The sequence below is a fragment of the Sanguibacter sp. Leaf3 genome (genome assembly GCF_001425965.1).
GTDB classification, from domain to species: domain Bacteria; phylum Actinomycetota; class Actinomycetes; order Actinomycetales; family Cellulomonadaceae; genus Sanguibacter; species Sanguibacter inulinus.
Genome location: NZ_LMRH01000002.1, coordinates 1,306,878 through 1,325,444, shown reverse-complemented (window position 1 = coordinate 1,325,444; position 18,567 = coordinate 1,306,878). Strand labels below are relative to the sequence as shown.

Below are 18,567 nucleotides of genomic sequence, written 5' to 3'. Positions count from 1 at the left end.
TTCGCGGGACCGCGACGTAGGTGTCAGGCCCGGCAGCGCAGTGCGAGCGGCACGCGGGCGGCACCTGCGGTGAGCATCGCTGCGCCGATCATGTGCGCGGCGACGAGGACCTCGGGAAGTCCCGTGAAGTACTGGACGTACCCGATGAGCCCCTGTGCGAGCGTGACGACGAGCAGCAGCACGACAGCCTGACGCGCACGGTCGACGCGCGGGCTGGTGCGGTAGACCATCACGAGCAGCGTGACGAGCAGCGCCGTGAACACCCAGACCGACGCCGAGTGGAACTGGGTGATGTGCGCAGGGTCGACGGCGAAGCGGTAGCCGACCTCGGAGTCGCCCGAGTGCGGTCCGGCGCCGGTGACCACCACACCGAGCACCAGCACCGGGACGAGCGCGACCATGAGGGCCCACGAGACGATGCGGGTCTTGGCCGAGACCCGCGGCACGGGCACTCCGTCGCCCTCTCGGCTGCGGTCGAGCAGCACGGCCGAGGCCGCGATGAGGACCATCGAGATGAGCAGGTGGCTGCCGACCACGGCAGGGTGGAGGTCCACCAGCACAGTGATGCCACCGAGGACCGCCTGGAAGACGACCCCGAAGAGCGGGACGAGACCCAGGACCCTGTACGAGGTCGACCTGTCGCGGGCGCTCCAGACGAGCACGGCCACGACGATCGCGATGACCCCGAGCACGCCGGTGAGCGTCCTGTTGCCGAACTCGATGAAGGGGTGCAGCGACGTGGCCTCGTGGAAGGACGGCGTGAACTCCCCGGGCTCGCACAGCGGCCAGGTGGAGCAGCCCAGCCCGGACCCTGTGAGCCGCACGGCTCCACCGGTCCCGACGATGACGATCTGGGCGACGAGGTTGGCGACGAGGGCCGGGGTCGTGAACCGCCGGGCCGAGTCGAGCCAGCGCCCGACGGTCCCGGGGGTGGTGGGGGCGTCCTGCGGGGTCTGGGTGGTCACCAGTCAAAGGTAGCGGTGGCGGGCCCCTGCACCAGAATCTCGGGCGTCCTCACGGGTGTGAGATCGGCCCGGGCCCGGGCCCGGGCCCGGGCCCGGGCCCCGGCCCGGGGTCGCTCAGCTCCAGCGGAAGAGCTTCCCAGCACCCCAGCCGAGGGCCGCGGTCCAGCCGAAGAGCACGACGATCGAGAAGGCAGGGATCGAGCCGTCCAGGAAGGCCCCGCGCACGGCCTCGCCCAGGGCCCCTGACGGGAGGATCAGCGCCACGTGGCGAAGCGCCCCGGGGAGCTGGTCGGCCGAGGTGAGGACAGCCCCGAGGACGACGAGCAGCACGAGGACGATGTTCGCGACGGCGAGCACCCCTTCAGCACGCAGCGTCCCGGCGAGCAGCAGCGCGAGCGAGGTGAAGGCCGCCGTCCCGAGCAGCACGGCGACCAGCGCGAGCGGGATGCCAGCAGGGTCGGGTCGCCAGCCCAGCACCACCGCGACCACGCTGATCACGGCGATCTGGACGGCCTCGACAGCGAGGACGCCGACGATCTTCGAGGTGAGGAGGCCGCCGCGCCCGAGCGGTGTGGTGGCCATGAGGCGCAGCACGCCGTTGCGGCGGTCGAAGGCGGTCGCGATGGACTGCGAGGTGAAGGCGGCGCTCATCACGGCGAGCGCGATGACACCTGGCGTCATGAAGTCGATGCGCGACGCGTCGCCGGTGTCGATCTCGACGATCGAGGTCTGGGTGAGGCCGATCAGCGCCATGACAGGCAGCAGGATCGTCACCATGAGCTGTTCGCCGTTGCGCAGGATCGCGCGGGCCTCGAAGGTCGACTGCGCGACGAGACGGCGGCCGACCGACGCCGCTCCGGCTGTGCTCGGCGCGGGGACGGGGCGCGCGGCAGCGTCCTGGGGTGTCGTGCTCATCGCAGGCTCCGTCCGGTGAGGTCGAGGAACACGTCTTCGAGCGTGCGGCGCCCTGTCGAGACGCGGGTGAGCAGGTGAGACCTGTCGGCGCACCAACGGGTCAGGGAGACGAGGGTCGCGGGGGTGACCGCGCCGGAGACCGCGTAGCTGCCGGGTGCTGTCTCGCGCACGCCGGCCCCGAGGGCGCTCGCGAGCGAGAGCGTCTCGAGCCCGGCCGTCGTGGCGAAGGTGAGACCGCCGCCGGAACCGGTGACGAGCTCGGCGGGGGCACCCTCGGCGATCACCTGCCCGTGGTCCACGATCACGACACGGTCGGCGAGCTCTTCGGCCTCGTCCATGAGGTGTGTGGTGAGGACGATGCTCACGCCCTGGTCGCGCAGCGCGCGGACGAGCGCCCAGACGGCGTGCCGGCTCTGCGGGTCCATGCCGGCGCTCGGCTCGTCGAGGAACACGAGCTCGGGTCGGCCGACGAGCGCAGCCGCGAGGGCCAACCGCTGGCGCTGACCGCCCGAGAGGCGTCGCACGGTGGTCGTGGCGAAGCTGGCCAGCCCGAGGCGTTCGACGAGGTCGTCGACGTCCCAGGGCTCGGCGTACATCGCGGAGACGTGCCGGAGCATCTCGAGGGCACGGACCGAGGTCGGCAGACCGCCGTCCTGGAGCATGACCCCCACCCGGGGCCGCAGCTCGTGGCTGTCGGCGACAGGGTCGAGGCCGAGGACGCGCACGGTACCGGCGTCGGGCAGGCGCAGTCCCTCGCAGCACTCGATCGTCGTCGTCTTGCCGGCGCCGTTGGGACCGAGCACGGCGGTCACCTGGCCGTGGTGGGCGGTGAGGTCGAGGCTGCGGACGATCTCTCGGCCGTCGTACCTCTTGACGAGGCCGGTGATCTCGACTGCGGGGTTGGAGGGCACGATCGATGAGTCTAGTGGGCGCCGGTGGCAGCGACCGGCGTCTGCGTGCGGTGCAGGTGTGCTCGCCGTCACGGCTGCATCGGCCCAGGTGAGGCTCTCCTTGCTTGCGGGAATGCATTTAGCCCATAAGTATGTTGTCTAAAGTGCGCGAGCTGACGCGCCCCTGCTCGACACCCGTCGCAGGAACCACGACCAGTCGTCACGACAGGCCGACCCAGCACCGACGAGAGCACGAGGAGGACGAGCATGACCATCACGCCCCGCGCGCCGCACGCCACGTCCGCCCGTCTCGCCGCGCCCCGTCCCGCCGAGGGTGTCGACCACGAGTCGACCACCCGGGCCCGGGTCCTCCAGCACGTCCTCTCCGACGGGCCGGTGACCGCCGCGGCCCTCGCCCGGATGCTCGACCTCAGCGCGGCCGGCATCCGCCGCCACCTGGGCTGCCTCGAGGACGACGGCCTGGTCGCGGTCCACGTCGGTCGTCCGACGGGTGGGCGCGGACGTCCCGCGCGGTCCTACGTCGCGACCGACCGCGCCCACGCCGAGATCTCGGGGGAGTACCCCGACATCGCGAGCCAGGCCCTGCGGTTCCTCGCAGAGATCGCCGGGGACGGCGCTGTCGAGGAGTTCGCCCAGGCCCGGATGCTCGAGCTCGAGAAACGCTACTCCGCTGTCGTGACGGCCGACGACGTCGACGGCCGGGTCCGCCAGCTCGCGGACGCGCTCTCGGCCGACGGCTTCGCAGCGTCGGTCCGCCCCGTCGAGGGCACCTCGACGGTCCAGCTCTGCCAGGGGCACTGCCCTGTCGCGCACGTCGCGGCCCAGTTCCCCCAGCTGTGCGACGCCGAGGCGCAGGTCTTCTCGCGCCTCCTGGGCTCGCACACCCAGCGCCTCGTGACCCTCGCCAACGGCGGTCACGTCTGCACGACCAACGTGCCCGTGCACGTGCCGATGCCGCGGACGAGATCCGCCCGGCCCGGGGTCCCCGAACCACCGGGCCCCACGGGCACCGACGCTGCTGGCCCAGCCAGCCCCGAAGACTTCTCCGACACCCCCGAACCCACCGTGATCCGACGGCCCATGGAAGGAACAAGATGAGCGCCCCCACGCAAGACACCGCGAACGCTCCGCAGACGCAGAGCGACGAGGAGATCATCGCCTCGATCGGGTCGTACGGCTACGGCTGGCACGACTCCGACGCCGCCGGCGCACTCGCCCGCCGCGGCGTGGACGAAGACGTCGTCCGCAACATCTCCGCGCTGAAGAACGAGCCCGAGTGGATGCTCAAGCTCCGTCTCAAGTCGCTCAAGCTCTTCGAGAAGAAGCCCATGCCGAACTGGGGCTCCGACCTCTCGGGCATCGACTTCGACAACATCAAGTACTTCGTCCGCTCGACCGAGAAGCAGGCCACCAGCTGGGAAGACCTGCCGGCCGACATCAAGGCGACGTACGACAAGCTCGGCATCCCCGAGGCTGAGAAGCAGCGCCTCGTCTCCGGTGTCGCGGCCCAGTACGAGTCCGAGGTCGTCTACCACCAGATCCGCGAGGACCTGGAGGAGCAGGGCGTCATCTTCCTCGACACCGACACCGGTCTGCGCGAGCACCCGGAGATCTTCGAGCAGTACTTCGGCTCGGTCATCCCCGCGGGCGACAACAAGTTCGCCGCGCTCAACACCGCGGTCTGGTCCGGCGGCTCCTTCGTCTACGTCCCCCCGGGCGTCCACGTCGAGATCCCGCTCCAGGCGTACTTCCGCATCAACACCGAGAACATGGGTCAGTTCGAGCGGACGCTGATCATCGCCGACGAGGGCTCCTACGTGCACTACGTCGAGGGCTGCACGGCGCCGATCTACAAGTCGGACTCGCTGCACTCGGCCGTGGTCGAGATCATCGTCAAGAAGAACGCCCGCGTGCGCTACACGACCATCCAGAACTGGTCGAACAACGTGTACAACCTCGTGACCAAGCGCGCCACGGCCGCCGAGGGCGCGACCATGGAGTGGGTCGACGGCAACATCGGCTCCAAGGTGACCATGAAGTACCCGGCCATCTACCTCATGGGCGAGCACGCCCGTGGCGAGACGCTGTCCATCGCCTTCGCGGGTGAGGGCCAGCACCAGGACGCCGGCGCCAAGATGGTGCACGCCGCCCCCCACACCTCCTCCTCGATCGTCTCGAAGTCTGTCGCCCGCGGTGGCGGCCGGACCTCGTACCGCGGTCTGGTCCAGGTCCTCGAGGGTGCCGAGCACTCGGCCTCGACGGTCCTGTGCGACGCGCTGCTCGTCGACCAGATCTCCCGCTCCGACACCTACCCCTACGTCGACGTCCGCGAGGACGACGTGTCGATGGGTCACGAGGCCACGGTCTCGCGGGTGAGCGAGGACCAGCTGTTCTACCTCATGTCCCGAGGCATGGCCGAGACCGAGGCCATGGCGATGATCGTGCGCGGGTTCGTCGAGCCCATCGCGCGCGAGCTCCCCATGGAGTACGCCCTCGAGCTCAACCGCCTCATCGAGCTGCAGATGGAAGGGTCCGTCGGCTGATGACCACCCAGACAGAGTCCACCACCCCCGACGCCACGGTCGACGGCCTGAGCACGGACCACAGCCGTGCCGCCGTCGAGGGCGCGCACACGCACGGGGTCGGCGGCACACCGCAGGGCTCGCGCGCCGAGCGCGTGACGTCCTTCGACCCCGAGGTCATCACGGTCCCGACGGGCCGCGAGGAGGAGTGGCGCTTCTCGCCGGTCTCCCGTCTCGCGCCCCTGTTCGAGACCGGCCTCAGCTCGCGCGGCGTCCGCACGACCGTCGTCGAGGCCCCCGAGGTCGAGGTGCAGATCGTCCCGCGTGACGACGAGCGTCTCGGCCGTGCCGGTGTCCCGGGCGACCGCACCGCGGTCACCGCCTGGGCCTCGGTCGAGGAGGCCACGGTCGTGTCGATCCCGGCACAGGCCGTCGTCTCCGAGGTCACCTCGATCCGCGTCGAGGGCATCGACGACACCCCGAGCGCGAGCCACCTGCTCGTGCACGCCGGAGCGTTGAGCGAGTCCGTGGTCGTCCTCGACCACATCGGCCGCGCGACCCTGACCGAGACCGTCGAGGTCGTCGTCGACGACGGCGCGCACCTCACGCTCGTGAGCGTCCAGGACTGGTCCGAGGGCGCTGTGCACGCGTCGTCGCACCGCATCCGTCTGGGCCGCGACGCCAAGGTCAAGCACATCGTCGTCACCTTCGGCGGCGACGTCGTCAGGGTCACCCCCGACGCCGAGTTCACGGCCGAGGGCGGCGAGGTCGAGATGGTCGGCCTGTACTTCGCCGACGCCGACCAGCACCAGGAGCACCGCCTGTTCGTGGACCACGCGGTCCCGAGCTGCAAGTCGCGGGTCACCTACAAGGGCGCGCTCCAGGGCGCCGGTGCCCACACGGTGTGGGTCGGCGACGTGCTCATCCGTGCCGAGGCCGAGGGCACCGACACCTACGAGCTCAACCGCAACCTCGTGCTCTCCGACGGCGCGCGCGCCGACTCGGTCCCCAACCTCGAGATCGAGACAGGTCTCATCGAGGGTGCCGGCCACGCGAGCGCCACGGGCCGCTTCGACGACGAGCAGCTGTTCTACCTGCAGGCTCGTGGTATCCCCGAGGCCGACGCGCGTCGTCTCGTGGTGCGCGGCTTCTTCGCCGAGCTCATCCAGGCGATCGGTGTCGAGTCGGTCGAGCAGCGTCTGCTCGACTCGATCGAGGCCGAGCTGTCGAAGTCGATGAGCGTGATCGAGGGCGGACAGCCGACGGTGGGCGCATGAGCGCCCAGCTCGCCTGCCTGAGCCAGGACGTGCCCCCCGAGTCGGCCCTCAAGGTCGAGCTCGAGGGGGCGTCCGGCACCGTCGACGTCGCGATCGTCCGCGACTCTGACGGAGAGCTCCACGCCATCTCGGACATCTGCTCCCACGGAGCTGTGTCGCTGTCCGACGGCGAGGTCGAGGGCTGCCTCATCGAGTGCTGGCTCCACGGGTCGACCTTCGACCTGCGGACCGGTGCTCCGACCGCGCTGCCCGCCACCCGCCCCGTGCCCGTGTACCCCGTGACGATCGACGGCGAGCGTGTGCTCGTCGACGTCGACGCACCCCTGACCTTTTCCTAGGAGAACCCGAACATGTCAACGCTCGAGATCAAGGACCTGCACGTCAGCGTCGAGACCAAGGAAGGCCCCAAGCCGATCCTGCGCGGTGTCGACCTCACGATCGACTCCGGCAAGACGCACGCCATCATGGGCCCCAACGGCTCCGGCAAGTCGACCCTCGCCTACTCCCTCGCGGGCCACCCCAAGTACCAGGTGACCTCCGGTTCCGTCTCGCTCGACGGCCACGACGTCCTCGCGATGAGCGTCGACGAGCGCGCCCGTGCCGGCCTCTTCCTGGCCATGCAGTACCCCGTCGAGGTCCCCGGTGTCTCGGTGTCGAACTTCCTGCGGACCGCGAAGACCGCGATCGACGGCGAGGCGCCCGCGCTCCGCACGTGGATCAAGGACGTCAAGGGTGCGATGGAGGCCCTGCGCATGGACCCCGCCTTCGCCGAGCGCAACGTCAACGAGGGCTTCTCCGGCGGTGAGAAGAAGCGCCACGAGATCCTGCAGATGGAGCTCCTCAAGCCGAAGTTCGCGATCCTCGACGAGACCGACTCCGGCCTCGACGTCGACGCGCTGCGCATCGTCTCCGAGGGTGTCAACCGCGTGAAGGGGAACACCGACACCGGGTTCCTGCTCATCACGCACTACACCCGCATCCTGCGCTACATCACGCCGGACTTCGTCCACGTGTTCGTCGACGGACGCATCGCCGAAGAGGGCGGCCCCGAGCTCGCCGACCGCCTCGAGAACGAGGGCTACGACCGCTTCCTCACGAGCGCGACGGCCTGACCCTCCTCTGACCCGATGTCGTCGGGCGACCCTGCGGGGTCGCCCGACGAGCCCCGTGGCGGGCTGCACGGCGCAGCCCACCACCACGACCGAATCGAGGGACCATGACCGCGACAGACCTGTCGGGTGCCACCACCCACGCGTCGCTGAGCGCTGCCGAGCTGGCCGCTGTCCGTGCTGACTTCCCGCTGCTGAGCCGCACGCTCCGCGGTGGTCGTCCGCTCGTCTACCTCGACTCGGGGGCGACGTCCCAGAAGCCCGACCCGGTGCTCGACGCCGAGCAGGACTTCTACCTCCAGCGCAACGCCGCCGTGCACCGCGGAGCCCACCAGCTCGCCGAAGAGGCGACGCTGGCCTTCGAGGAAGCCCGCGCTCAGGTCGCCGGCTTCGTCGGGGTCGACGAGGACGAGATCGTGTGGACGTCCAACGCGACGGCCGCGATCAACCTCGTCGCCTACGCGATCTCCAACGCGACCGCTGGGCGCGGGGGAGCGGCCGCACGCCGCTTCGCGCTCGCCCCGGGCGACGAGATCGTCGTGACGGAGTCCGAGCACCACGCGAACCTCGTGCCGTGGCAGGAGCTCGCCGCCCGTACGGGCGCCGTGGTCCGCTGGATCGAGGTCGACGACGACGGCCGTCTGCGTCTGGACCAGCTCGCGACGGTGGTCACCGACCGCACCCGGGTGCTGGCCTTCACGCACGCCTCGAACGTCACCGGTGCGATCACGGACGTCTCCGCCTTCGTGGCGCGGGCCCGTGAGGTCGGGGCCCTGACGGTCCTCGACGCCTGCCAGAGCGTCCCGAACCTGCCCGTGGACCTCCACGCCCTCGGCGTGGACTTCGCGGCCTTCTCCGGGCACAAGATGCTCGGGCCGACAGGGGTCGGTGCGCTCTACGGCCGCCGCGAGCTGCTGGCCGACATGCCGCCCGTCACCACGGGTGGATCGATGGTCGAGGTCGTCACGATGACCGAGACCACCTACGCGCCGCCGCCGCAGCGCTTCGAGGCCGGCACCATGATGGTCGCGCAGGCCGTCGCCATGGGTGCCGCCGCGCAGTACCTCGGTGACCTCGGCATGGGGGCCGTCGCGGCCCACGAGTCTGAGCTCGCCGCCGAGATGCTGAAGATCTCCGAGATCCCCGGTGTCCGCGTGCTCGGTCCGCTCGACACCGTCGACAGGCTCGCCGCGGTGTCCTTCGTCGTCGACGGCGTCCACGCCCACGACGTCGGCCAGGTGCTCGACGACGCAGGCATCGCCGTGCGGGTCGGCCACCACTGCGCGCAGCCTCTGCACAGGCGCTTCGGCGTCGCGGCCTCGGCCCGTGCGTCGGCGTCGGTCTACACGACCGTCGACGAGGTCGTGGCCTTCCGGGAATCGTTGGGTACCGTCCGAGCGTTCTTCGGACTATGAGAGGACGTGTGTCATGAGCAGCCCCATGGAGCAGCTGTACCAGCAGGTGATCCTCGACCACTCGAAGAAGCCGCACGGCCGGGGTCTGGTCGACCTCACCGCTGCCTTCGCGAGCGAGTCGCACCAGGTGAACCCGACCTGCGGTGACGAGGTCACCCTGCGTGCCCAGTTCACCGAGACCGAGGACGGCCGCCGGGTCGTCGAGTCGATCAGCTGGGAGGGCCAGGGCTGCAGCATCTCGCAGGCCTCGCTGTCGGTGCTGACCGACCTCGTCACCGGCCAGGACGTCGCGACCACCGAGCACCTCGGGTCGGTGTTCCGCGACCTCATGGGCTCGCGCGGCAAGGGCCTCGACGAGGCCCGCGAGGACGAGCTCGGCGACGCAGCAGCCTTCACGGGCGTCTCGCAGTTCCCGGCCCGCATCAAGTGCGCCCTGCTCGGCTGGTCCGCGCTGCGCGACACCCTGGCGACCTCGGGCGTGCTCGAGGATGCGCCGACCGCCACAGCGTCGACCACCCACGAGCACGAGCACGTGTGACCACGAACGTCTGCACGACCCACCCGTACCCACCTTCCGAGGAGAGCAGCTGACATGAGCAGCGACACCGCGAACGACACCCCGCAGGGTGCACCGGCCACGGCCGGGGCCCCGGTCAACGTCGCCGACGTCGAAGAGGGGCTCCGGGACGTCATCGACCCCGAGCTCGGCATCAACGTCGTCGACCTCGGCCTGATCTACGGCATCGCCCTGGACCAGAACCACCACGCCGTCATCGACATGACGCTCACGTCAGCGGCTTGCCCCCTGACCGACGTCATCGAGGACCAGGCCGGCCAGGCCCTCGAGGGCCTCGTCGACGGCTTCCGGATCAACTGGGTCTGGATGCCGCCGTGGGGCCCCGAGAAGATCACCCAGGACGGCAAGGACCAGCTCCGCGCCCTCGGCTTCAACGTCTGACCCGAGCGACGCGGCTGCGGCCTGCAGCCTGACTCTGAAGGCCCGGTACCCATCAGGGTGCCGGGCCTTCGTTCGCGCGGGCGCGGGTCTCGGCGGGCTGGGCGAGCGGCGGTCCGGCGGCCTGGCAGAGCGCCGGTCTGGCGGACCGGCGGGCTGAGGGCGGCCTGTGGTCAGGCGGTCGCCGTGCGCCCGAGGAGGGTCAACCACCGGGTCGGGGTCGCGTCGTCGAAGGGAGCGCAGTGCTCTTCCACCTCGTCTCGCAGCGTGCTCGCGACGGCCTCGAGATGCGTGACGACCTCGGGCGGGTAGCCCCACAGCGCCGCGTGCTCCTCGAGCTCGTCCTCGTCGTCGACCCAGGTCCCCCGGACCGGGTCGCGGACGACGTCCAGGTCCATGTCGATCCCGACGACCGTCGCCGGAGCGTCCGGCGACCAGCCGACGGAGTGCCCCAGGTCGATGTAGACCTCCAGGCCGGCGGCGTGGCCCGGAGCGTAGAACGTCGCAGCCCAGTCTCCGCCGGGCGGGACGAGCACGACGGTGGCGGTCTCGGCCTCGAAGCTGCGGCCAGGACGCCACGATCTCGTGCCCGGACGCTGCCCGAGCCAGTCGCCGTGCTCGTCCGAGCCGAGCCAGACGCACTCGTGCTCCCAGTGCTCGGTCCCGGGCCACTTGGTCCAGCGGACCGGGACGGGGTCCCCCGGGACTAGGTCAGCCCGGACGTCGGTGCCAGCACGGTCTGGGTGTCGCGGGGCCGGGGACGGCTCGCGGGTGTGAGGCGTCGCGTCGTCTGTCGGGAGCATCAGCGCAGGATATGCGCCGGGGGAGGTGTGACGTGCTGCGTGCCACTGACGGGGGTTGATGGTGGGCCCCGCGCTGCCCGTGCCCCCGACGCCTGTGCGCCCCGTTCCCCGCCACCCGGCGACCTGCGCCGGAAGGCTCAGGTCGAGCGTGCCGCCTGCCGATGCTCTCGTCATGGGGGAACATCACGACACCAACCTGCCCGGAGCAGGGGCCGAAGAGCTGGCCTCGCGTGCCTCGAGACGGGCCGCTCGACTGCGCCACGACCAGGCGATGGGCCACGGCGCCGACGCAGCGGTCGACGAGCAGCTCCGGCAGGCAGAGAGGCGGCTGCGGACGTACTCCCAGGGCGCCGAGGGGGAACGGCTCGTCGCGCAGGCCCTCGGGTTCCTCGAGCGGTACGGCTGGGTCGCACTCCACGACGTCCACTGGCCGGGCCGCCCGAAGGCGAACATCGACCACATCGCCGTAGGCCCCGGTGGCATCGTCGTGATCGACGCGAAGAACTGGACGGGCGACGTCGTCGTCCGGGACGGCGTGCTGCGGCAGAACGGCTACTCGCGCGAGCGGGAGACCACCTCGGCTGCCACGGCGACCTCGGCCGTGGCGTCGCGCGTCGCGGCGATGCACCGTAGCGCCGTCGTCCCTGTGCTGTGCCTCGTCGCGCAAGACGTCGAGCCGGTGGTCCTCGGGCAGACGACGGTGGTCGGACGATCGGGCCTCGCCGCGCACCTGGTCTCCTTGCCCGTGCGACTGACCGCCTACGAGGTCGCCGACGTGGCGCGGTTCCTCGCGTCCGACCTGGGCGGGCCGAGGTCACCCGAGGTCCTGACGTCGGCGGACCTCGCCACGCAGACCCTCGCGAGGGCGGGCTTCACGGTGACCACTCCCGTGGCTCCGCGCCGGGTTCCTGGCCGCTCACGGGCGACCAGCACTGTGCGTCAGCAGGGGCCGCGCACGAGGACGTCCGCGCCGACGAGCACCCGACGGGGGAAGCGTCAGCGGGTCGGGCCGTTGCTCCTGCGGCTCACGCTCGGGATCGCCCTGGTCCTCTCGCTCCCGTACAGCCTGCCGTGGTTGGCGGAGACCGTCGGACCTGTCCTCGGCTCGCTGGTCGTGCCGGAGGTCCCGACCCAGCAGCCCACCGAGCAGCCTTGACCACCGGCCAGCCTTGACCACCGGCCAGCCTGACCACCGGCCAGCCTGACCGCCGACCAGCGTGACCACCGACCAGCGCTGACCACCGAGCAACCCTGACCGACGGTCAGCGAGGTTCTTCGTCGGGGTCCTCACCGTCGAGGATCCCGCGGGCGGCGAGGGCGTCGCCCGTGCGGTGCGCACGCGCGACGGTCCGGAGCACGAAGGGCACGAGATAGGCCCTGGGTGAGCGTTCGAGCCCACGAGCGCGGGCGGCGTCACGCACCTCCCATGCGAGCTCGACGAGCAGCGGGACCGAACGGAGCATCAGGGTGACGGTGAGCCCCACGACCTCGGGGGAGACGCCGACCCGTCGCAGCGGCCCCGCTGCCCTGACGACTGTGTCGAGGACCCTGTCAGCGGGGGAGGTCACCGTCACCACTGTGGCCAGCACGACCAGCGCGAGCAGCGTCCCGGTGACCGCGAGGGCTGCCGAGAGGTCGCGAGACCACCACTGGAACACCCCGAGCACCACACCCACGACCACGACGGGGAGCAGCGCGCGGGAGGTCTGGCGCAGGGGAGCGCCCGTGGCGAGCAGCAGGACCACCGCGACGCCCAGGGCGCTGAGCCCGACGGCGGGGGTCCGCCACACGGTCAGGACGACCGAGAGAGCGGCGAGAGCGGCGATCTTGTACCCGGGGCTCAGCCTGTGCAGCCAGGTGCTGCCCGGCGTGTAGAGGCCGAGCGGACCTGTCCAGCGCGCGCGAGCGGGCCGGCGCCGGGGCGGCTGTGTCGACGGGGACGGCGTCGAGGGGGACTGCGCTGAGAGGGGCTGCGCCGAGCCCGACTGCTCCGAGGGGGACTGCTCCGAGGTAGACCTCGCCGACCCGAACTCCGCCGTCACGGCTCGTCCGTCGTGCCGACCCGGGTCGCCATGAGCCCGCGGTACGTCGCGACGGCCTCCTCCGGTGCACCGTCGGCCACGACCCGCCCGTGGTCGACGACCAGCACCCTGTCGGCGAGCAGCGCGGCGTCGAGGTCGTGGGTCACGTGGACCACCTGCTGCTCGAGGCGTCCCAGCAGAGCCGTCACGTGGGTACGCCACCGCAGGTCGAGCAGCGTGGTCGGCTCGTCGCAGACGAGGACGCGCGGCTCGGTCGCGAGCACCCCGGCCAGGGCGAGCAGCTGCTTCTGACCGCCGGAGAGCGCGTGCACGCTGACGTCGGCGAGGTGCGCCAGACCGACAGCACCGAGCACCTCCTCGACCCTCTGTGCCCGGAGAGAACGTTCCAGTCCCGTCCGGCGGACCGACAGCGCGACGTCTTCACGGGGGGTCGGCATCACCAGCTGGGCCTCGGCGTCGGAGAACACGAAGCCGACCATCCTGCGCACGGCGCGCCCGTCGTCGTACGTGTCGAGCCCGTGCACCCGCACGTACCCGCGGGTCGGCAGGATCAGCCCGTTGAGGAGGCGCGCGAGCGTCGACTTCCCCGAGCCGTTCGCCCCGATCACTGCGACCGACCGCTCGGTGAGGGTCAGGGTCGTCGGGTGCAGGATCGTGATCTCGCCAGGGGTGCCATGGTCGGCACGGCCCCAGCGTCGCCGCGCGCTCGTGGGCTCCGCACCTGGCGAGGCGGCAGGGGTGCTCGCGCTCGCGGGGACGGCGACCGAGACCGCGTCGAGCTCGATCACCCGCGTCGCCGGCTCACGGGGGCGAGCGTCGGGAAGGCACGCAGGACGGCCGTCGCGACGACACCGACGGCGACGCACTTGACGAGGTCCGCGGGGACGAAGGCTGCGTTCGCCGTGAAGGCGGCACCGAAGGAGAGGTCGGCGCGCCACATCATCCCGGCGATGCCGAGCGGGTAGACCACGGCAGCCGTCGCGACAGCGCAGGCGAGCATCACGAGAACGCTGCGCAGCGTCTGACCGGCCCGCGCGGGCACCAGCCTCACCAGCAGCCCGACGACCACCGCGGCGAGCGGGAAGGAGACGGCGTACCCGGCCGAGACCCCTGTGAAGATGACGAGGCCCGAGACCCCCATCGAGAACACGGGCACCCCGGCGACCCCGACCGCGAAGTACAGCAGGACCGCGAGCAGCCCGCGCCACGGTCCCAGGACCGCGCCGCACAGCAGCACCGCGAAGGTCTGCAGGGTGATCGGCACCGGCACGACACCGACGGTGATCGCCGGGAGGATCGAGCAGACCGCGAGCAGGGCGGCGAAGGTCGCGACCAGGGCGACGTCGGTCGCTGTCGTCGACCTCGTGAGGTCTCGGCGCTCGCCGAGCCTGGCGGGCTGCGCGCCCGTCGGGTCTGAGGCGTCTGTCGAGCCAGTCGAACCTGTCGTCGTGCCGGTCATCGGAACCTCGTGGTCGCAGGTGTGATGCAGCGAACTCCTCGCCCGCCGGCTGGCCCAGCATCCGCCCACAGCCTCGCGGAGAGCGGGCGTGGTGGCCGTCGGCTGCCCCAGAGGGGCTCCGCGGGTAGGCCCGCAGCGATATCGGGTGCCCTCGGAAGCCTATCCACCGATAGAATCGGTGGCGTTTGTGCCCGCCCCCAAGTCTGGCCCCAGGTCTTGTGGGCATCCTACGGAGGACTACCTGTGATCTCTGCCCATGCCGTCGAGCTTCGAGTCGGAGCCCGTGTGCTCCTCGAAGAGGCGACCTTCCGCATCGCACCTGGCGACAGGATCGGGCTGGTCGGCCGCAACGGTGCCGGCAAGACGACCCTCACCAAGACCCTCGCTGGAGAGACGCTGCCCTCGGGCGGCCAGATCACCCGCACCGGTGACATCGGCTACCTGCCGCAGGACTCCAAGTCCGGCGACATGGAGATGATCGCGATGGACCGCGTGCTCTCCGCGCGCAGCCTCGACAAGCTCGTCCGCCAGATGCGCGACACCGAGGGCGAGATGGCCTCGGCCGACGAGGAGACCCAGACGGCGGCCATGGACCGCTACCCCGGCCTCGAAGAGCGCTTCACAGCGGCCGGCGGGTACGCCGCCGAGAGCGAGGCCGAGCGGATCGCCTCGAACCTCGGGCTCTCAGAGCGTGTCCTGGAGCAGAAGCTCGGCACGCTCTCGGGTGGTCAGCGCCGCCGCGTGGAGCTCGCCCGCATCCTTTTCTCGGGTGTCGGGACACTCCTGCTCGACGAGCCCACCAACCACCTCGACGCCGACTCGATCATGTGGCTGCGCGAGTACCTCAAGTCCTACGCCGGCGGATTCATCGTCATCAGCCACGACACCGAGCTCATGCGGGCCACCGTCAACAAGGTGTTCCACCTGGACGCCAACCGCGGCGAGATGGACCAGTACAGCCTCGGCTGGGACGCCTACCTCGAGCAGCGCGAGACCGACGAGCGTCGCCGCCGTCGCGAGCGCGCCAACGCCGAGAAGAAGGCCGGCGTGCTGCTCGTCCAGGCCGAGAAGATGCGCGCGAAGGCCACCAAGGCCGTCGCCGCGCAGAACATGATCCGCCGCGCCGAGCGCATGCTGTCCTCCCTCGAGGGCGAGCGCGTGAGCGACCGCGTGGCCAAGCTCCGCTTCCCGACCCCGGCCCCCTGCGGCAGGACGCCGCTCACGGCCTCGGGCCTGAGCAAGGCCTACGGCTCGCAGGAGGTGTTCACAGGGGTCGACCTCGCGATCGACCGTGGTTCACGCGTCGTGATCCTCGGCCTCAACGGTGCCGGGAAGACGACGCTGCTGCGCATCCTCGCGGGAGTCGAGGAGTCCGACAGCGGCGCGGTCAACCCGGGCCACGGCCTCAAGCTCGGGTACTACGCGCAGGAGCACGACACCCTCGACCTCGACGCGACGGTCCTGGAGAACCTGCGCCACAGCGCCCCGAACCTCAGCGACACCGAGGTCCGCTCCGTGCTCGGCTCCTTCCTGTTCTCCGGGGACGACGCCGAGAAGCGCACCAACGTGCTCTCCGGTGGTGAGAAGACGCGTCTCGCGCTCGCGACGATCGTCGTCTCGGGTGCTAACGTGCTTCTGCTCGACGAGCCCACCAACAACCTCGACCCTGCGTCCCGCGCCGAGATCCTCGGAGCCCTCAAGACGTACGAGGGAGCGGTCGTCATGGTCACCCACGACCACGGCGCCGTCGAGGCGCTCTCGCCCGAGCGGGTCTTGCTGCTGCCCGACGGCGACGAAGACCACTGGAACGACTCCTACGCGGAGCTCATCGAGCTCGCGTAGCGGTCCGCACGTCCGTGCTCACGCCGCGCCGCAGCTGGTGTGCGGCGACCGAGAAGGAGTAGAAGTGGCAGGACAAGGCCAGAGACGATCTGGGCGTGCGCAGGACGCGAAGGGCACCTCAGGCGCGAAGGGCGGCCAGGGAGCCTCCGGCGGCCAGGGCGCGAAGAGCGCCCGAGGGGCGAAGAGCCCCCGGGGCGCGAAGGCGGCTCAGGGGGCGTCCGGCGCTCAGCGCCGCCGTGCCCCGCGCCGGACCCCGCAGGGGATCGTCGAGGTGCTCGTCGAGGTCGCCCGCGACGTCGACGCTGCCGTGAAGCGACCGCCGTCGAGCCCGGCGGTGCGCACCAAGTTCCAGGTCGTCGCCCTCCTCGTGCGTGAAGAGCGCGCCAGGGTCAAGGCGGACGACAGCCTGACGACGTCCAAGCGCGCCGAGGAGCTCAAGCGCCTCGACGGTGTCGCGACGATGCTCGCGAAGACCGCTGCTCGGGACACCTCGTTGCTCGCCCTGCTCGCCGACGACGCGAGGGTCTCCGACGCGGCCCGGGCGCTCAAGGCGAAGGTGATGCGTGCGGGTGGTCTCGAGCCCCCGGAGCCGTCCGAGGACCCGACGCCCGTGGCCCCTACGACGCCGACCTTCAGCTCGTCGCCCCAGGTGGTGCCCCGGTCTGTCGTCTCCCGCCAGATGGCGAACCCCTTCTTGGCCCCGGACTTCGAGGCGGCTGCCCAGCGCTCCGCGCCGCGTGCCCGCAGGCTCGCCGGCTGGGAGCTGCTCGAGCCGCTCTTCAGGTCCTTCGAGAAGGCAGCCACCGGCGCCCCGGCCTGCATGGCGCTGCCCGACCCGCGCCCGGTGCCGGTCCCGAGCGGCCGCGACCTCATGCCGCACCAGGCGCAGGTCGTCACCGCTGCGGCTCGCGGGCACCGGACCTTCTTGCTCGCCGACGAGCCCGGGCTCGGCAAGACGGCCCAGGCCCTGCTCGCCGCCCAGGCCGCTGACGCCTACCCGCTCCTGGTCGTGGTGCCCAACGTCGTCAAGGCGAACTGGGCGCGCGAGGTGGCCCTGTGGACGCCTTCGCGCCGCTCGACGGTGGTCCACGGAGACGGCGACCAGATGGACGGCTTCGCCGACGTGGTGATCGTCAACTACGAGATCTTGGACAGGCACGTCGGGTGGCTCGGCGACCTGGGGTTCCGCGGGATGGTCGTCGACGAGGCCCACCTCATCAAGAACAAGACCTCCCAGCGGTCCCAGCACGTGCTCGCGCTCTCCGACCGGATCCGGACCCGCGTCGCCCGGCCGCTGCTCATGGCGCTGACCGGGACACCGCTGATCAACGACATCGAAGACTTCCGGGCGATCTGGCAGCTGCTCGGCTGGATCGACGCCAAGGGACCGCTCGGCGCGCTCGCAGACGCTCTCGAGGACACCGGGCTCACCCCGGCCGACCCCGGGTTCTCGGCTGCCGCGCGTGCCAGCGTCATCGACATGGGGATCGTGCGCCGCCGCAAGATCGACGTGGTGGCCGACATCCCGGCCCGCCGGGTCGCTGACCTGCCCGTCGAGCTCGACGGAGCAGCAGGACGGTCGATCCGCGCGGCCGAGGCGGCCCTGACCGCTCGGCTCGTCCAGCGCTACACCACTGCCCTGGAGCTGCGGACCGGGGGCTCGGTCGTCGACGAGATCGACGGGATCGACCACGAGCTCGTCCGCCGGGTCGCGGCGGCCGAGCTCAAGGACTCGACCTCGAAGGCCGGCGGCGAGAACGTCTTCACGATGGTCCGTCGGATCGGCCAGGCCAAGGCGGGCCCGGCGGCCGACTACGCCGCGCAGCTCGCCCGCAACGTCGGCAAGGTGGTGTTCTTCGCCAAGCACGTGGACGTCATGGACCAGGCCGAGCAGCTCTTCGCCGAGCGCGGCATCCGCTACGCCTCGATCCGTGGAGACCAGACGACGAAGGTGCGGGAGAAGAACATCACCGCCTTCGTCGAGGACCCCGACGTGCAGATCGTCGTCTGCTCCCTGACAGCCGCAGGCGTGGGCCTCAACCTCCAGGTGGCCTCGAACCTCGTGCTGGCCGAGCTCTCGTGGACCTACGCCGAGCAGACGCAGGCGATCGACCGCATCCACCGCATCGGGCAGGCCGAGCCTGTCACGGCGTGGCGGATCATCGCGGCGCAGACGATCGACTCGAGGATCGCCGAGCTCATCGACAGCAAGTCCGGGCTGGCTGCCCGGGCCCTCGACGGGGCGAGCGATGAGGACGTCACCTCGGCGACGTCCGTCCAGCTCGAGACGCTCGTCGGCCAGCTGACCGACGCGCTCCGGCCGCCTGAGCTGGTCTGACCTCGCAGCAGGTC

18 protein-coding genes are annotated in these 18,567 nt (G+C 71.1%); 11 read left to right on the top strand and 7 right to left on the bottom strand.

The features are described from left to right. Positions 1–23: 23 nt before the first annotated feature. From ASG53_RS13320 to ASG53_RS13310, 3 genes are all read right to left on the bottom strand, one after another. Positions 24–965 carry a COX15/CtaA family protein gene (locus ASG53_RS13320; RefSeq protein ID WP_056133809.1) on the bottom strand — a complete coding sequence of 314 codons (942 nt, stop codon included), beginning with the start codon at positions 963–965 and terminating at the stop codon, positions 24–26. 114 nt (positions 966–1,079) lie between these two features. Next, entirely contained in the window at positions 1,080–1,880 is an 801-nt protein-coding gene (locus tag ASG53_RS13315) for an ABC transporter permease (protein ID WP_056133806.1), read from the bottom strand. Further along, positions 1,877–2,791, bottom strand: a complete 915-nt coding sequence (locus tag ASG53_RS13310) for an ABC transporter ATP-binding protein (protein ID WP_056133803.1) — start codon at positions 2,789–2,791, stop codon at positions 1,877–1,879. The genes ASG53_RS13315 and ASG53_RS13310 overlap by 4 nt, the downstream gene beginning before the upstream one ends. 246 nt (positions 2,792–3,037) lie before the next feature. On the opposite strand from ASG53_RS13310, the gene ASG53_RS13305 reads away from it, so the two are divergent. The 8 genes from ASG53_RS13305 (at position 3,038) to ASG53_RS13270 (ending at position 10,072) form a co-directional block, all read left to right on the top strand. Then, positions 3,038–3,889, top strand: a complete 852-nt coding sequence (locus ASG53_RS13305; protein ID WP_056133800.1) for a helix-turn-helix transcriptional regulator — start codon at positions 3,038–3,040, stop codon at positions 3,887–3,889. Then, positions 3,886–5,334, top strand: coding sequence for a Fe-S cluster assembly protein SufB (gene sufB, locus ASG53_RS13300; protein ID WP_012867183.1), 1,449 nt, complete (start codon positions 3,886–3,888; stop codon positions 5,332–5,334). The genes ASG53_RS13305 and sufB overlap by 4 nt, the downstream gene beginning before the upstream one ends. After that, on the top strand, positions 5,334–6,590 hold the full coding sequence (gene sufD, locus ASG53_RS13295) for a Fe-S cluster assembly protein SufD (RefSeq protein WP_056133799.1): 1,257 nt from the start codon (positions 5,334–5,336) through the stop codon (positions 6,588–6,590). Before sufB ends, sufD begins: the two co-directional genes overlap by 1 nt. Beyond that, on the top strand, positions 6,587–6,928 hold the full coding sequence (locus ASG53_RS13290) for a non-heme iron oxygenase ferredoxin subunit (protein ID WP_056133796.1): 342 nt from the start codon (positions 6,587–6,589) through the stop codon (positions 6,926–6,928). Before sufD ends, ASG53_RS13290 begins: the two co-directional genes overlap by 4 nt. A 12-nt stretch (positions 6,929–6,940) precedes the next feature. Further along, positions 6,941–7,702 carry a Fe-S cluster assembly ATPase SufC gene (gene sufC / locus ASG53_RS13285; protein WP_056133792.1) on the top strand — a complete coding sequence of 254 codons (762 nt, stop codon included), beginning with the start codon at positions 6,941–6,943 and terminating at the stop codon, positions 7,700–7,702. Between the two features lie 104 nt (positions 7,703–7,806). Next, complete coding sequence (locus ASG53_RS13280; RefSeq protein ID WP_056133789.1) at positions 7,807–9,114, top strand: SufS family cysteine desulfurase; 1,308 nt, start codon at positions 7,807–7,809, stop codon at positions 9,112–9,114. A gap of 13 nt (positions 9,115–9,127) precedes the next feature. After that, positions 9,128–9,652: a Fe-S cluster assembly sulfur transfer protein SufU gene (sufU, locus tag ASG53_RS13275; protein ID WP_056133786.1), complete on the top strand. Its 525-nt coding sequence runs from the start codon at positions 9,128–9,130 to the stop codon at positions 9,650–9,652. A gap of 54 nt (positions 9,653–9,706) precedes the next feature. Continuing rightward, positions 9,707–10,072, top strand: a complete 366-nt coding sequence (locus tag ASG53_RS13270; RefSeq protein ID WP_012867177.1) for a metal-sulfur cluster assembly factor — start codon at positions 9,707–9,709, stop codon at positions 10,070–10,072. Positions 10,073–10,242: 170 nt separating this feature from the next. Here ASG53_RS13270 and ASG53_RS13265 read toward each other — a convergent pair whose 3' ends face one another. Continuing rightward, positions 10,243–10,872: a DUF402 domain-containing protein gene (locus ASG53_RS13265; RefSeq protein ID WP_082544033.1), complete on the bottom strand. Its 630-nt coding sequence runs from the start codon at positions 10,870–10,872 to the stop codon at positions 10,243–10,245. 172 nt (positions 10,873–11,044) lie between these two features. On the opposite strand from ASG53_RS13265, the gene ASG53_RS13260 reads away from it, so the two are divergent. Then, positions 11,045–12,028: a nuclease-related domain-containing protein gene (locus ASG53_RS13260; protein ID WP_162246151.1), complete on the top strand. Its 984-nt coding sequence runs from the start codon at positions 11,045–11,047 to the stop codon at positions 12,026–12,028. A 106-nt stretch (positions 12,029–12,134) separates the two neighbouring features. Here the strand turns inward: ASG53_RS13260 and ASG53_RS13255 are convergent, their stop codons facing one another. The 3 genes from ASG53_RS13255 to ASG53_RS13245 all read right to left on the bottom strand — a co-directional run bounded on the left by ASG53_RS13255 (position 12,135) and on the right by ASG53_RS13245 (position 14,373). Beyond that, positions 12,135–12,914: an energy-coupling factor transporter transmembrane component T family protein gene (locus tag ASG53_RS13255; RefSeq protein WP_156382790.1), complete on the bottom strand. Its 780-nt coding sequence runs from the start codon at positions 12,912–12,914 to the stop codon at positions 12,135–12,137. After that, positions 12,911–13,573 (bottom strand): energy-coupling factor ABC transporter ATP-binding protein, encoded by a 663-nt coding sequence (locus ASG53_RS13250; RefSeq protein ID WP_056134346.1) that lies wholly within the window; start codon positions 13,571–13,573, stop codon positions 12,911–12,913. Before ASG53_RS13250 ends, ASG53_RS13255 begins: the two co-directional genes overlap by 4 nt. A gap of 125 nt (positions 13,574–13,698) precedes the next feature. Beyond that, complete coding sequence (locus ASG53_RS13245; protein ID WP_056133777.1) at positions 13,699–14,373, bottom strand: biotin transporter BioY; 675 nt, start codon at positions 14,371–14,373, stop codon at positions 13,699–13,701. 243 nt (positions 14,374–14,616) lie between these two features. Between ASG53_RS13245 and ASG53_RS13240 the strand changes: the two genes are divergently transcribed. Both ASG53_RS13240 and ASG53_RS13235 read left to right on the top strand, forming a co-directional pair. Further along, complete coding sequence (locus tag ASG53_RS13240; protein WP_056133775.1) at positions 14,617–16,215, top strand: ABC-F family ATP-binding cassette domain-containing protein; 1,599 nt, start codon at positions 14,617–14,619, stop codon at positions 16,213–16,215. 271 nt (positions 16,216–16,486) lie between these two features. Beyond that, complete coding sequence (locus ASG53_RS13235) at positions 16,487–18,553, top strand: DEAD/DEAH box helicase (RefSeq protein ID WP_056133772.1); 2,067 nt, start codon at positions 16,487–16,489, stop codon at positions 18,551–18,553. The last annotated feature ends 14 nt before the right edge of the window (positions 18,554–18,567 follow it).

Excerpts from the sequence above, each read along its gene's own strand:
- ASG53_RS13290 (WP_056133796.1), top strand. The coding sequence starts at position 6,587 with ATGAGCGCCCAGCTCGCCTGCCTGAGCCAGGACGTGCCCCCCGAGTCG.
- ASG53_RS13280 (WP_056133789.1), top strand. The coding sequence starts at position 7,807 with ATGACCGCGACAGACCTGTCGGGTGCCACCACCCACGCGTCGCTGAGC.
- sufU (WP_056133786.1), top strand. The coding sequence starts at position 9,128 with ATGAGCAGCCCCATGGAGCAGCTGTACCAGCAGGTGATCCTCGACCAC.
- sufD (WP_056133799.1), top strand. The coding sequence starts at position 5,334 with ATGACCACCCAGACAGAGTCCACCACCCCCGACGCCACGGTCGACGGC.
- ASG53_RS13245 (WP_056133777.1), bottom strand. The coding sequence starts at position 14,373 with ATGACCGGCACGACGACAGGTTCGACTGGCTCGACAGACGCCTCAGAC.
- sufC (WP_056133792.1), top strand. The coding sequence starts at position 6,941 with ATGTCAACGCTCGAGATCAAGGACCTGCACGTCAGCGTCGAGACCAAG.
- ASG53_RS13270 (WP_012867177.1), top strand. The coding sequence starts at position 9,707 with ATGAGCAGCGACACCGCGAACGACACCCCGCAGGGTGCACCGGCCACG.
- ASG53_RS13315 (WP_056133806.1), bottom strand. The coding sequence starts at position 1,880 with ATGAGCACGACACCCCAGGACGCTGCCGCGCGCCCCGTCCCCGCGCCG.
- ASG53_RS13260 (WP_162246151.1), top strand. The coding sequence starts at position 11,045 with ATGGGGGAACATCACGACACCAACCTGCCCGGAGCAGGGGCCGAAGAG.
- ASG53_RS13265 (WP_082544033.1), bottom strand. The coding sequence starts at position 10,872 with ATGCTCCCGACAGACGACGCGACGCCTCACACCCGCGAGCCGTCCCCG.
- sufB (WP_012867183.1), top strand. The coding sequence starts at position 3,886 with ATGAGCGCCCCCACGCAAGACACCGCGAACGCTCCGCAGACGCAGAGC.
- ASG53_RS13305 (WP_056133800.1), top strand. The coding sequence starts at position 3,038 with ATGACCATCACGCCCCGCGCGCCGCACGCCACGTCCGCCCGTCTCGCC.